12 protein-coding genes are annotated in these 12,538 nt (G+C 60.0%); 10 read left to right on the top strand and 2 right to left on the bottom strand.

The window, feature by feature from the left end; genetic code table 11:
• Positions 1-571: 571 nt before the first annotated feature.
• Entirely contained in the window at positions 572-1,096 is a 525-nt protein-coding gene (locus tag IC608_RS14495; RefSeq protein WP_248306381.1) for a TetR/AcrR family transcriptional regulator, read from the bottom strand.
• Between the two features lie 121 nt (positions 1,097-1,217).
• Between IC608_RS14495 and IC608_RS14490 the strand changes: the two genes are divergently transcribed.
• The 8 genes from IC608_RS14490 (at position 1,218) to IC608_RS18190 (ending at position 9,180) form a co-directional block, all read left to right on the top strand.
• Positions 1,218-1,595, top strand: coding sequence for a nuclear transport factor 2 family protein (locus IC608_RS14490; RefSeq protein ID WP_191776891.1), 378 nt, complete (start codon positions 1,218-1,220; stop codon positions 1,593-1,595).
• A 69-nt stretch (positions 1,596-1,664) separates the two neighbouring features.
• Positions 1,665-2,246, top strand: coding sequence for a dihydrofolate reductase family protein (locus IC608_RS14485; RefSeq protein WP_191776890.1), 582 nt, complete (start codon positions 1,665-1,667; stop codon positions 2,244-2,246).
• Between the two features lie 104 nt (positions 2,247-2,350).
• Entirely contained in the window at positions 2,351-2,713 is a 363-nt protein-coding gene (locus tag IC608_RS14480) for a nuclear transport factor 2 family protein (protein WP_191776888.1), read from the top strand.
• Positions 2,714-3,084: 371 nt separating this feature from the next.
• A complete protein-coding gene (locus tag IC608_RS14475; protein WP_191776886.1) occupies positions 3,085-4,155 on the top strand; it encodes a LacI family DNA-binding transcriptional regulator in 1,071 nt (356 codons plus the stop codon).
• Between the two features lie 85 nt (positions 4,156-4,240).
• Entirely contained in the window at positions 4,241-5,179 is a 939-nt protein-coding gene (locus IC608_RS14470) for an ABC transporter substrate-binding protein (RefSeq protein ID WP_191776884.1), read from the top strand.
• A 69-nt stretch (positions 5,180-5,248) separates the two neighbouring features.
• Positions 5,249-6,772 (top strand): sugar ABC transporter ATP-binding protein, encoded by a 1,524-nt coding sequence (locus tag IC608_RS14465; RefSeq protein WP_191776882.1) that lies wholly within the window; start codon positions 5,249-5,251, stop codon positions 6,770-6,772.
• Positions 6,769-7,800, top strand: a complete 1,032-nt coding sequence (locus tag IC608_RS14460; protein WP_191776880.1) for an ABC transporter permease subunit — start codon at positions 6,769-6,771, stop codon at positions 7,798-7,800. The genes IC608_RS14465 and IC608_RS14460 overlap by 4 nt, the downstream gene beginning before the upstream one ends.
• A 33-nt stretch (positions 7,801-7,833) precedes the next feature.
• A complete protein-coding gene (locus IC608_RS18190) occupies positions 7,834-9,180 on the top strand; it encodes a hypothetical protein (protein WP_191776878.1) in 1,347 nt (448 codons plus the stop codon).
• A 354-nt stretch (positions 9,181-9,534) separates the two neighbouring features.
• Here IC608_RS18190 and IC608_RS14450 read toward each other — a convergent pair whose 3' ends face one another.
• Positions 9,535-10,092, bottom strand: coding sequence for a hypothetical protein (locus IC608_RS14450; protein WP_191776876.1), 558 nt, complete (start codon positions 10,090-10,092; stop codon positions 9,535-9,537).
• A 135-nt stretch (positions 10,093-10,227) separates the two neighbouring features.
• Between IC608_RS14450 and IC608_RS14445 the strand changes: the two genes are divergently transcribed.
• Both IC608_RS14445 and IC608_RS18505 read left to right on the top strand, forming a co-directional pair.
• On the top strand, positions 10,228-11,460 hold the full coding sequence (locus IC608_RS14445) for a peptidoglycan-binding domain-containing protein (RefSeq protein WP_191776874.1): 1,233 nt from the start codon (positions 10,228-10,230) through the stop codon (positions 11,458-11,460).
• Complete coding sequence (locus IC608_RS18505) at positions 11,400-12,215, top strand: SPOR domain-containing protein (protein WP_191776872.1); 816 nt, start codon at positions 11,400-11,402, stop codon at positions 12,213-12,215. The genes IC608_RS14445 and IC608_RS18505 overlap by 61 nt, the downstream gene beginning before the upstream one ends.
• Positions 12,216-12,538: the final 323 nt, after the last annotated feature.

Genomic DNA, 12,538 nt, shown 5'->3' with positions numbered 1-12,538 from the left:
GCGCCTGATCCTGGCGCAGCAGCCCGCAGCAGAAGCGCCAAACTTGCCGAAAGCACTGATCCCACACTGGCATCATGCCGCCGCCGCTCTCATTGACCCAGTTTTTGCGGGTGTCCAGCTGCCAAGGCCGGGAACACCCATTCTGAGACGCCTCCGATCTCCGGTGAAGTGTCAGCTTTCGGGTACTCTCCAGTCCAACTTCGACGACCGGAAAGGGCGCGTCTCTGACTGGCTGCATTCGACCCCAATGCCGCCGTTCAGTATGCTTTTTTTACCGCCTGAAACCTGCCCTGGCTCAGCTCTTAATGAAGCCAGATCCATTGCCGTTTGCGGACCGATAACTTTTTAGGAACGGGCTTGGAATAGCTGCTATCGTTAATTGGATCCCACTGCGTTATGGGGGCGTGAGCAATCGCGCGCTGGATGCAAGGCCAGCGGCGCGCCGTTGGCGCGCCGCTGAAAACACCCTTGGGACTCAGGTCGTCACCGACCCACTTCCTTGACGAACGCTATCGCAACCCGCTGACGTTCGGGCTGGGAAGGCAAAACGCAAGCTACTGACGCGCGGCGCTCATGAACGATCCAGCAGTCTGGCCACGGCCTCGCGGACGAGGGAGGGTACGCTTTCGGCATCATCCAGATAGGCGCTCTCCAGCAGGCCGTCCGAAAGAGCCACGAGGAGGGAAGCGGTAACGGAGGGCGTTGGATCGCCTTCCTGTTCAAGAAGGTTCTGGAGGCTGTCGTGATACCAGAGGCGTCGCGCATTGATCACCTGGCGCACTGGACTGTTCGGATCGGGGTATTCTGCCGCCGCGTTGAGGAATGGACATCCTCGCCAGCCTCCGGCGGTCACCGCCTCGCTGATACGCCCCATGACAGCAGAAACCATTTTCCGAGGAGGTTGCTTTGGTAGCGCTGCCACTGCCGCGCGGCCGAGCCGATCTATCTCTTCGAGATAGGCAACGACGAGATCATCCTTTGATGGAAAATGTTTGTAGAATGTCGCTTTGGCCACCCCGGCTTCCGCGATAATGCGGTCGATGCCGACAGTATGGATGCCCCCTTCGTAGAAAAGGCGCGTCGCGGTGTCGAGCAAACGGCGACGGGCGGCAGGCGTTTCAGGGTGTCCGGAAGATCTTTTTTGCATCACCGCTTGACAATAACAGACAGGTCTGTGCACTACAAGGGGTAGACAGATCTGTCTATAAGGAGATTTCATGCCTTCGAGGGAAACATCCGAGGTCATCCGCCGCTTCAACCAAGCGTTCCAGGAACACGATCCGGCGATTTTGGAAGACTTGATCGCACCAGATTGCGTGATGGAATCGATCCAGCCGGCGCCGAACGGGACGCGCTACGAAGGCTACGACCTCAATCTAACGTTCTGGCAGGCGATGGCGACCGACCGCGTCAACCACTTCGAGGTCGAAGACACTGTTGTTATGGGCGACCGGGCTAACATCCTGTGGCGCTTTCATTTCGGCGGTGGAAGCTCAATTCGCGGCGTCAGCTTGATCCGTGTCCAAGGCAGCCGGATCGTCGAAGCGCTGGCGTATGCCAAAACACCCGGTGAGTCGGCACCCCTACCAGAATGACCATTGCATGGGGTTCCCGTGAGGTGCGCTCCTTCAACAGAATAGACCCCCCGAACACGGAGACAGAAGTTGAGAAAGCTCAAGATCATCGAACACATCTCGCTGGACGGCGTGATCCAACACACCGCCGACGAGGGCGATTTTCCCTATAGTGACTGGATTGCGCCCTATCGAACCCCAGCTGGCCTTGCTGCAGTCCTCGCTGCGCAAGGCGAGAGCTTCGATCTGCTGCTTGGCCGTCGCACCTACGATATCTGGTCGGACTCCTGGGCAAATGCTTCAGGCAGTCCGATGGCGGACGGCATCAATGCTGCAACAAAATACGTCGTTACCCACCGTCCGGAGAGCCTTGAATGGGGCCCGTTCGAGGGCGTTGGATCAGGCATCGTCGAGGGAATTAGCCGCATCAAGTCGAAGGACGGTCCAGACCTTATCCTCTGGGGTAGCTCCACGTTGACATCGACGCTGCTCGAACATGCGATTGCGGATGAAATCCTGCTGGTCGTCTACCCGATCCTGTTGGGCACGGGAAAGCGCTTCTTTGCGGAGGGAACCCCGGCCCGCTCACTCGAGCTCGTCAGCACGAAAGCAATGCCATCCGGCATCGTCCTCATTACCTACAAGGCCGCCGGCCCTTTGAAGACCGGATAGTTCAACAGGCAGCACTGTCAGCGTGACCTCCTTGGCCATCGATTTTGCCCAAACCGTTTAGACGATGGGGGCGATGGCGGCTCCAAAACTCAATGAGTGAAAAAATGACCCCTGAAAGCCAATCTACCCGCGAAATTATGGAACGCTTCAATTCCGCATTTGGGAAGCATCGCCCCCAAGACCTAGATGATCTCATCGGGGAAGGCTGCGTTCTTGAAAATACGGCGCCGGCCCCGGATGGAGCACGCTACGAAGGTCGTGACGCTTGCCTCACTTTCTGGAAGGGCCTGGCATCGTCCACCAACCTTATCTTCGAAAATGAGGAAATCTTCGCGATGGGCGATCGCGGGATTCTCCGTTGGGAGCTTCGCTGGAGCGAGCACGAAGGGGACCGGGTTCGAGGCGTCAATATCATGCGCGTCCGCGACGGAAAGATCGTTGAGGGCATGGGGTACGTGAAGGCTTAATGCAGCTTGTCCAAGCAAGGTGTGTGCCTTGCAGGAGTCAAACGCGGCACTCCTGTCCGAACGTAAAGGGCAGCTTTCCCGGCGCAGCTGGCCAAAACCTGCCTATCCCCTTCCCACCCCGTTTCAGCCGTGGGGCACGAGTGTAAGGGATGGCAGCTTTTAGGAAAGCTTAGACGGGTACTGAACGGCCGGAATGGGGCGCGCTTTAGACAGGTATAAAAGCGCCGCCCTGCGTGCCCATCTCGCGATCCTACACAAACTCTCAACCGCGCACATCACGTCGCCAAAACGTTTAGTTGACTCTTCATTGCATGGTAGCTATGCAAATAAACGTTTAGGCGCATCCGCAAATGGAGCGCCGGGAGGATTTCATGGCGCGCCCCACGATACGCGACATCAGCAGATTGACGGGACTTTCGACCTATACGATCTCGCAGGCGCTGCGCGGTGCAGAGGGCGTTTCGGACGAGAGCCGTGCACGTGTCCTCGCTGCCGCCAATGACATCGGCTACATCCCCAATCGCGCCGCGCAGGATCTGCGCCGAACCAATCGGGACTCGGTTGGCCTCATCACCGCCAGCACCTCTAACTCTTACTATCTCGATCTGATCGGTGGCATCCAGAGCATGGTGCAGTCGCTCGCCTGGACCGTCATCATCGCCGACGTTGCGGTGGATGGTCACTACGATGCGGCGCAGGAAGATCGCACCGTTCGCCGCCTGATCGAAGCGCGCGTGGCTGGTGTCATTTCGACCCTGACGCTTCGCAAGGAAAATACCGACCTGCTGTCCAAGTGGGACATTCCGGTGGTCTTCGTCGACTCTTCGGCGCCTGCCGAAGCGCCAGACCTGCCTAGCGTCACCACCGACAACTATCAGGCCAGTATGCTGGTCGGCGATCATCTGGCGGACCATGGCTATAAGCATTGGCTATTCCTCGCCTATCCCGCCATCTGGTCGACCCGTGTCGAGCGCGAGCATGGCTTGCGCGATGCCGCGGCGAATGCCGGTGCGGTCCTAACCGTCGTCGAAAGCGCCAACGACGCGGTGTCTGCGAGCCAGGCGCTGAAGAACTATCTCGACACATCGGGGCAACTCCCAGATGTGCTCATCGCCGGCAACAACCCAATGCTGCTTGGCGCCCTCGAGCATTTCCGCCTGCGCGGCCTGAGCGTCCCCAATGACATTGCCGTCGTCGGCTATGACGAATTCGCCTGGTCTAATCTCATCCACCCGCCCCTGACGCTTCTCAACGAGCGAAGCGGAGAGATCGGCCAGGAGGCGGCAAGAACCCTGTCCGAGATCGTGCTCGCGCAGGATGCCTCTGAAAAGCGCGGGCAGGGCAGTGTTCCCGTCTATCGCCCCGAGCATCAGAAACAGGTCGGCGCCGAGCTGATCATACGCCAGTCCTGTGGCTGCGCGCATGGCAGGCCCGGCACCTAGCGATTTTCTAATCCGCCACCCTTAGGCGGCAGCAACGCGCAAGTCGGTCCGCGCATTGAGAAGGACCGAGAACGGAGGACCCTAAATGAAATCCAAAACGTTTAGCATGATCGCACTTTCGGCTCTGGCTCTCGCTGCGGGCCTGGTGCCAACAGTCGCCCAGGACACGCCCGCCAAGATCGAACAGATCGGCCTGATGGTTCAGGATATGTCCAACCCCTTCTTTGCCGCCATGGAAAAGGGCGCAAAGGAAGCCGCAGCCGAAATCGGCGCAACGCTCAATACCCAGGACGCCCAGCTCGACCTCGCCAACCAGAACACACAGATTGACGCCTTCATTCAGCAGGGTGTTGATCTCATCGTGATCTCGGCCGTCGATCAGGCCGGCATTGCTCCGGCAATCGAGCGCGCCAAGGCAGCCGGCATCATCGTCATGGCTGTCGATACTCCGGCCGTTGGCGCCGATGCGGTGTTCCAGACCAATGCCGTTCAGGCTGGCGAAGTCTCGTGCACCTATCTCTTCGACCAGATGGGCGGCAAGGGCGAGGTTCTGCTCGTCGATGGTACGCCGATCCAGACCATCATCGATCGCATCACCGGCTGCAAGAACGTCGCCGCCAACTATCCCGACATCAAGATCGTCGGCCAGCAGGCGTCGCGCAATGACCGTGCTTCGGGCATGTCCGTCACCACCGACATGCTGACCGCCCACCCGGACGTCACCGGCATTTTCGGCATGAACGACCCCTCGGCTCTCGGTGCTGTGCTGGCCGTCGAACAGGCCGGCAAGTCCTCGCAGATCAAGGTAACCGGCGTCGATGGCAGCCCGGAAGCCGTGCAGGAACTCAACCGAGAGGGTTCGCCTTTCATCGGCACCGCAACCCAGAACCCCGGCGAAATGGTGCGTCAGGCCGTCAAGGCAGCCGTTTCCATCACCGAAGGCCAGACGCTGACCGAAACCAATGTGCTGATCCCCAGCGTGCTGGTTACGCGTGACAACGTCGCCGAGTACCCCGGCTGGTAAGTCCCTCGTACCAGCCGAACGGCCGGAGCGTGCTCCCTCGCTCCGGCCACACCTTTACGGAGGCAAAACATGGATAAGCCACTGCTGGAGCTGACCGGCATCACCAAACGTTTCGGGGCCACATTGGCCCTGAACGACGTTCGCCTCGACCTGCGGGCCGGCGAAGTCCTGGCGCTCATGGGTGAAAACGGGGCTGGCAAATCCACACTGATGAAGATCCTAGCGGGTAATATCCAGCGAGACGCGGGATCGATCTTGATCGATGGCCAGCCGGTGGAAATCCGCTCGCCGCGCGATGCGCGTGCCCAGGGCATCGCCATCATCCATCAGGAACTCAATACCGTTCCGGCCATGACCGTGGCCGAGAACCTTTCGCTCGGCCAGGAGCCGCGCAATCGCTTTGGCGTGCTCGACCGTGGTCGGGTCCTGCGCGACGCCCGCGAGAAACTGGCCCGCATTCACGCCGATATCGACCCCACTCGTCCGCTCGGTTCGCTGGGCATCGGCATGCAGCAGATGGTGGAGATCGCGCGCGCCGTCAGCGAGAATGCGCGCGTGCTCGTGCTCGATGAACCGACGGCCGCGCTATCGCGCGCCGAGGCGCAGGAGCTTTACGCGGTGGTCAACCGCATGCGCGCCGAAGGCGTGGGCCTGATCTACATTTCCCATCGCATGGAAGAAGTCTGGCAGCTTGCCGACCGCATCACCGTCTTCCGTGATGGCGGCTATGTCGGCACCGGCACCCGCGCCGAAATGAGCGAAGCCGACGTCGTCCGCATGATGGTCGGTCGCTCCATCGGCGATCTCTATCGCCATGAGCCGCGCACCCCCGGCAATGTGGTGCTCGATGTAAAAGACATCGAGGCGACAGGGCTCGGACCTGCCAGTTTCCAGGTACGCGCCGGCGAAGTCGTCAGCATGTCCGGGCTTGTCGGTTCCGGCCGCACCGAATTGGCACGGCTGATTTTTGGTGCCGATCGGCGCAGCGGTGGCGCGGTGCAGGTCAACGGAAGGCCGAGCAATCCGGCCGATCCGTCGAAAGCCATTGCCGATGGTCTGGCCATGGTGCCCGAAGATCGCAAGGGGCAGGGCCTGTTCCTCGACCACAGCGTCGAGCGCAACATTTCCATCTCGTCGCTCGATCAGTTCGTGTCTGGCGAAGTCGTTCGCGACGGCGCCGTGCGGAAGTCCGTCCTTGAACAGATGGAGCGGCTTCGGCTGCGCAAGAACGCCATCGACCTGCCGACGCGGGCCCTCTCTGGCGGCAATCAGCAAAAGGCCGCCCTCGCGCGCTGGCTCTTGCGAGACTCGCCCGTGATGATCCTCGATGAGCCGACGCGCGGTGTCGATATCGGCGCGAAGCGCGAGATCTACGAACTCATCGATGCCTTGGCGCGAGCCGGCAAGGCGATCCTCGTCATTTCATCCGATCTGCCCGAGGCAATCGGCATTGCCGACCGCGTGCTGGTCGTGCGTGGCGGCAAGATCGTCAAGGAATTGCAGGCCGATGAGGCCAGCGAAGAAAATGTCATGCGATACGCGGTAGGCGCGGGCGCAAATCACCAGACCTCCAACCCGGGAACCCAGCCATGAACGCCAGTCCGGAACCGGTCGCCGAGGCGGCGGCAAAGCAAAGCAATCAGTTCGACTTCGCCTGGTGGTGGGATCGGGTCGGAATCCTGATGGTGCTGATACTGCTCGTCGTGCTGATGTCGATCTTCGCGCCGAACTTCAATCGCGTCGACAACCTGCTCAACATCGCCCGCTCCATCTCGGTCAACGCCATCCTTGCCGCCGGATTGACCTTCGTCATCCTCACCGGCGGCATTGATCTTTCCGTCGGCTCTATCGTCGCGGTTTCGGGTGTGGTGGCAGTTATCGCCGCCATCGCTGGCGTACCGGCGCCGGTCGCCGTGGTCATCGGCATGGCTGTGGGTGGTGCCTGCGGCCTCGTCAATGGCGTACTCACCGCCTATCTCGCCCTCGCGCCGTTCATCGTCACATTGGGCACGATGACGTTCCTGCGTGGCCTCGCCTATACGATCACCAATGGCCAGCCGATCGTTTCAAGCGATCTCAATTTCAAGGACCTGGGCAACGGCTACCTGCTCGGCATCCCGGTGCCGGTCATTGCCATGGTCGCGGTGTTCCTGGTTGCCTGGTTCGTGCTCGAACGCACTCGCTATGGCCGCCATGTGTATGCCGTGGGGGGCAATGCCCAGGCAGCACGCCTTGCCGGCGTTCAGGTCAACCGGATCATCCTGTCGGTCTATGTGGTTGCTGGTATCTGTGCTGGTCTGGCCGGCGTCATCTTTGCGGCGCGCGTCATCTCGGCCCAACCTACCGCCGGCACGGGATATGAACTCGACGCCATCGCCGCCGTGGTTTTGGGCGGCACCAGCCTTGTCGGCGGCCGGGGACGCATCGTCGGCACGCTCATTGGCGCTGTGATCCTTGGTGTCCTGACCACAGGCCTCATCCTGCTCAATGTCCAGTTCTTCACCCAGCTGCTGATCAAGGGCGTGGTCATCATCCTCGCCGTGGCCATCGACAGCCTCAAGCAGCGGCCCGAATTGCTTTCGGTGCTGTTCGGGCGCGGCCAGGGCCCTTCCAAGGGCTGAACTCTTTCCAACTCGCACTTTTCGAGACCTAAGATGACGACTATTTCCGTCCGCGACCCGCTCGGCGCCAGCCGCAAGAACGAACTCATTCGCTTTGCCGTCCCCGAAAACCGCGCTGAAGCCCTTTGGTGGGCTCGCGACGCCCAGGGTCAGGCCGTTCTCTGCCAGCGTCTCGACAATGCTTCATCGGAGGCCGAAACGGTTTTTGCCGCCGTGGTGAGCCTCACCGGCGAAACCAGCCTTGTGCTTGAGCGTCCTGTGGAAGCAGGTGAAGCGGTGGCAGGCATTGTCGAACTTCAGGGGCGCGAGAGCGATTGCTTCGTTCGCCTCGATACCGGCACGTTCGATCTTGAACTGTGCTCGGGGCGCGCGGAAGGGCTAGGCTCGTCCAAATGGGGCATCAAGCACTTCAAGGGCCACTTCGACGATTTCGAGCTGCTTCCCTCGGGCAACAATGCCATCGGTGGCTTCTATGGCCCCTTCTTCACGCCGGAAAACGGGCTGATCAATCCGCCTGAGCACACATTGGTCGAGATCGAGACCGTCGAAAAAGGTCCGGTCCTGCACCACTATCGCATGTACGGCACTATTCCCGATGGTCTGCTGCCCGAACTCAAGAGCAAGACCTTCTCAATCGACTGGATATTTGCCCATCTGGCTCATTCCTTCGGCCGTCGCTACCGCGTCGACGACTTCCGGACCGTCATCAATGGCCGTTCGGTGACCAACAAGATCACTGTCGGCGATGAATTCGAAGGCGGTCAGGGCAAGCTGGTATTCGACCGTTTCGCCGCCATGGGCGGCACACGCTACCGCTCCGGCGACCCCTATGCCGGTGAACTGGTCGCGATGGTTGCCGAAACCGTGCAGCAGTCAACCGCGACCAGCGAAAAGTTCAACGAGTTCCGCGATCAGCTGTCCGACATCGAGAGCGCGCACTGGGATCTCTACTGGCGACTGTTCTGCAAATGGGAAGGCGTGCTCAGCGACGAGGAAATCACGGAGCGTCTCGCCAGGGTCCGCGCGGAATCGCATGTGAAGGCCGACCTGCCTGAGCGTCTGTGGCAGCTTGCCGAGGGGCCGGTCGATGTTTCAGCGGTGCCGCACGAAACCATCTTCCCCGGTCCCGCCGACAAGACGGTCGAGTTCCACTCCGAAAGCGGTCGCGCCATGATCTGGTGGACCTCGAAGCCATCCGGCGCATTCCAGATCGTGCAGCGCCGTCAATCGGGCTGGGTGAACTGGGGCAGCAATGGTGAGAACGAATGCCCCGAGCTGCCTGTCGGCGTCGAAATCAAGACCGCATACGGCCCATTCGCCGGCGAATGGAAGAATATTGCTACGCAGCTCGAGACCCAGCTGGAAGTTCTCGTCAGCTAGGGGCTCTAACAGAAGCTCTCCATGAACGGAGACAAGGTAAAGCCGTCCCGCCCCTCCTTAGCGGGCCGGCTACGCCGATGACGCGGCGTCGCGCCTGGGGGCGTCCTTATGGAGCATGACTAGCGAGGTCCAATCCCGATCTCCCAAACACTTCCCCCTTCGAGGTGCTGAAGTCATCGAATGTTCCTCCCAAGGCAGCCATTTCGAAAGCCGCCTGTCCACAGTCAACCCCGCCATCGGCGTTCGTGCGGTCGGCCAGCCAATGGCGGTTTTTGGGCGATTGCACGGTCAACCTGAACGGCCGGAATGGGGCGCGTGTCAGACGCCGTTTGGGGGCCGAGTTCGTTGTAATTATCACGGGTTCTGCGGCGGCAAAACTCGGTCGTAGATGTGCCTAGCAGCGCTATCATGTTGTTCGAAGTACGTGGTCAGCTCCCTCCCCGAGGCCGGGAGCGGGTGAAATACCTGTGTCGGATCCGCAACTTCGTGACTTATCAAGTGCTGGTGGTAGAAGAAGACCGCTCGCTCGGCAATGTCGAGCGTGGGTATGTCCATCGTGTTGTCTGAGTCCAGGTGAGCAACAAACTTGTCGCGATATCTTCGGACGGAAGTGACGTAGTCAGTGAATTCAGGGTGACCCACACGTAGTTGGGCCAACAGCCAAGGGCCAAACGCTTCGGGGGCGGTAACGATCTGAGACCAGTGATGCTTGTCGCGTTGGTCCGCAAAGAGCTTGCACCACTCCAGAATAGCGATGTCCGTACAGTTTCCGCCTTGGGTAACCCAAAAATCTCTGGTCCAGTCGAGCTGCACTCGGGGATAAGCGTCCCGAAACGCGCGGAGATATGCGAGATTTCGCAAAAAGCTTGCCATCAGGAGAGCCACACGCCTCAGACGCTCGGTACGGTTCATCTCTCACCTCGGAGCCATCGCTAGCCCAATCTTCGATTATGTTCCTATCCTACTGCCCGATCCGAGGAACCAGCGCCACCGCGCCTCTTGTAGCAAAATTGAAAGACTGAGAAGTTGTCGATTGGGGGAACTAGGATGGCAAACAACGTCGCGACCGACTCTTGGCTTCGATGCATCGCCGCCATCTTCACGCTATTGGTCGCAACGTCACCTGCTTTCGCGGACTTTGACCGCAGCAAAGCGTGGTTCACGTCATTAACTGACGAAGACCGCATTACACTTCAAACAAACCTGACCCTCGCCGGCTTCTATGATGCGTTTATCGACGGCGCCTTCGGGCCTTCTACCTACCGTGGTTTGACGGGATTTCAGAAGTGGAACGGCGAGAGCGTGACTGGCGTTCTGACGGACGCATCCATCCGAGCGCTGTCGCGCGCCTCAGATTCGGTGCTCAGTGAGCTAGACTTGCAAATCCTGCAAGACGAGCGCGGCCAGATCGAATTGGCAGTGCCCCGTGCCCTGCTACCGCAAACCGCGGAAACGTCTGTAGGTACCGCATACACCAGACCCGATGGCCTAATGCGCCTAGACACCGTGCGGCAACCCTATACGACACAGTCCTTCGAGGACTTCTATCACCAGCTATCAACGGAGAACGGACGCCGCCGGGTAACCTACAAGACCTTCCGCGATGGCTACTTCGTTGTCTCCGGAGCCCTTGATGCCAGTTTCTTCTATTCCTTGATGTTCCAAGAAGACGAGGAATCTGTCGGCTTCACCCTGAACTGGACAGCGCCTTACGCAAAAGAAGGTTCGATCGTTTCTTTGTTCCTGGCGTCTTTTGCCACTCCCTGGACTAGCGAAGGGCCAGACATCGAAGGGCCTCTGCAACCCGTAGCACCCCCTATCACCGCAGCTCCTGCCCCTTCAACAGTGCTTCCACCGTCAGATGACCTGGCTGTGATGGAGATTGGCAACTTCCTCGTCTTCAAGGAAATGCCTGGCGTGATTGGACTGCGAGGCGACATCGGACCGTCGACCCCACTGGATTTCCGCAGGGCACTGCGCTCCGTTGAAGACCCAAAGGTACTAATGCTTGCCAGCGATGGTGGCTTGGTCTCGAGCGCCTTGCTTTGGCCTACGAGGTCAGGGAACTGGGCCTCGCGACTTATGTGCTACCCGAGACTGGCTGCTACTCTGCGTGCTCATTCATCTTCTTCGCCGGGGCGGAGCGGAAAGCGGATGGCGCGCTCGGCGTTCACCAAGTCTGGAGCGACGACGCCGATGCTTCAACGGCGCAGACGGTCGTGTCCGATATTCTGGAGGCGTTCGCAGACTTTGGTGTTCGCCAGGAAATCACCTCGGTAATGCTGCGCACGCGTCCAGAGGACATGTACGTTTTTAGCCAGAATGAGCTTGCCCAGTGGGACATTAACAGAGGTGATCCGTTGGCTCTCGCGGCGCTGTCCAGTGGCGGAAAAGTCGGCCCTACCGCTACGACTGTACAGCAGGACGGGCAGAATGCGTCTGGGGAGGCGGTCACAGTCTCCGTCCCCGGCATTGCCTTGGTGACCGTCGTACTGACGCAGAATGGCGTCGACGGCCCCGCAGCACGCGAGATAGAGCGAGTTCTGCTGGAAAATCGTCTCTCGACTATTCTTGAGGCGGGGTCCGAGGTCGAACTGCTATTTGGTCGGTTGGCAGATGGGCAAAACGGAATTCTGCGCATGCTCATTCGGAACCCGGCTGGGTCGGCCAAACCGAACGTTGGCGTAGCTCTTACCGACGCTGGCAAATACGTCTTGATGGCGTCCATAGCAGCGTCACCTGTCTTATCGGGCCCGGCCGATGGGAAAGGGCCACGGGCCAGCGGCCTCGACCCAGACAAGCACTACGTCATGCTGGCGTCCCAGCAGTCCGAGGCCGAGGCAAAGCAAACCGCTCAGAGTATGGTGACCAGGTTCGGTCCTATTTTCCGCGGCGCCGATATGCTCGTGCAGCGCGTCGACCTAGGCACGAAGGGCGTGTACTTCAGGGTGATTGTCCCGGCCTCGTCAAAAAATGGTGCCGACAAAATATGCTTTGAGGTACAGGAGGCCGGAGGCGACTGCTTCGTCCTCTGACCGGCCATCAAGTTCCGGATGGTCCGCTAGCGACCCAATCACGATGACTGAGCATTCCTCAAGGGAAATGTCCGCTTATGGGCGTTCGATGCCGGCCTCTGAATGGCCGGAATGGGGCGCAAAGGTGCCGTCGCTCGTGGCACGGCAAATGTCTGCTTCTGGGCCCGCGGCTGGAAATGACCTAGATGGGGCGGAACCGTCCTCGATCGGGTCGGAAGAAATGGGCTGGCTCAAGGCTAATCCCCACAGGCCATCGCGCTCCCTGCGTCGCAGGTGAAGCCCTTATCATGCGAACCTCAGGCTACAAGCAACGTCGACGGTGA

This window comes from Devosia oryzisoli (genome assembly GCF_014837245.1).
Lineage (GTDB): Bacteria > Pseudomonadota > Alphaproteobacteria > Rhizobiales > Devosiaceae > Devosia > Devosia oryzisoli.
Note: the sequence above shows the minus strand (reverse complement) of the source record. Positions and strands in the feature narration are given on the sequence as shown.

Excerpts from the sequence above, each read along its gene's own strand:
- IC608_RS14490 (WP_191776891.1), top strand. The coding sequence starts at position 1,218 with ATGCCTTCGAGGGAAACATCCGAGGTCATCCGCCGCTTCAACCAAGCG.
- IC608_RS14480 (WP_191776888.1), top strand. The coding sequence starts at position 2,351 with ATGACCCCTGAAAGCCAATCTACCCGCGAAATTATGGAACGCTTCAAT.
- IC608_RS14475 (WP_191776886.1), top strand. The coding sequence starts at position 3,085 with ATGGCGCGCCCCACGATACGCGACATCAGCAGATTGACGGGACTTTCG.
- IC608_RS14470 (WP_191776884.1), top strand. The coding sequence starts at position 4,241 with ATGAAATCCAAAACGTTTAGCATGATCGCACTTTCGGCTCTGGCTCTC.
- IC608_RS14465 (WP_191776882.1), top strand. The coding sequence starts at position 5,249 with ATGGATAAGCCACTGCTGGAGCTGACCGGCATCACCAAACGTTTCGGG.
- IC608_RS14460 (WP_191776880.1), top strand. The coding sequence starts at position 6,769 with ATGAACGCCAGTCCGGAACCGGTCGCCGAGGCGGCGGCAAAGCAAAGC.
- IC608_RS18190 (WP_191776878.1), top strand. The coding sequence starts at position 7,834 with ATGACGACTATTTCCGTCCGCGACCCGCTCGGCGCCAGCCGCAAGAAC.
- IC608_RS14450 (WP_191776876.1), bottom strand. The coding sequence starts at position 10,092 with ATGAACCGTACCGAGCGTCTGAGGCGTGTGGCTCTCCTGATGGCAAGC.
- IC608_RS14445 (WP_191776874.1), top strand. The coding sequence starts at position 10,228 with ATGGCAAACAACGTCGCGACCGACTCTTGGCTTCGATGCATCGCCGCC.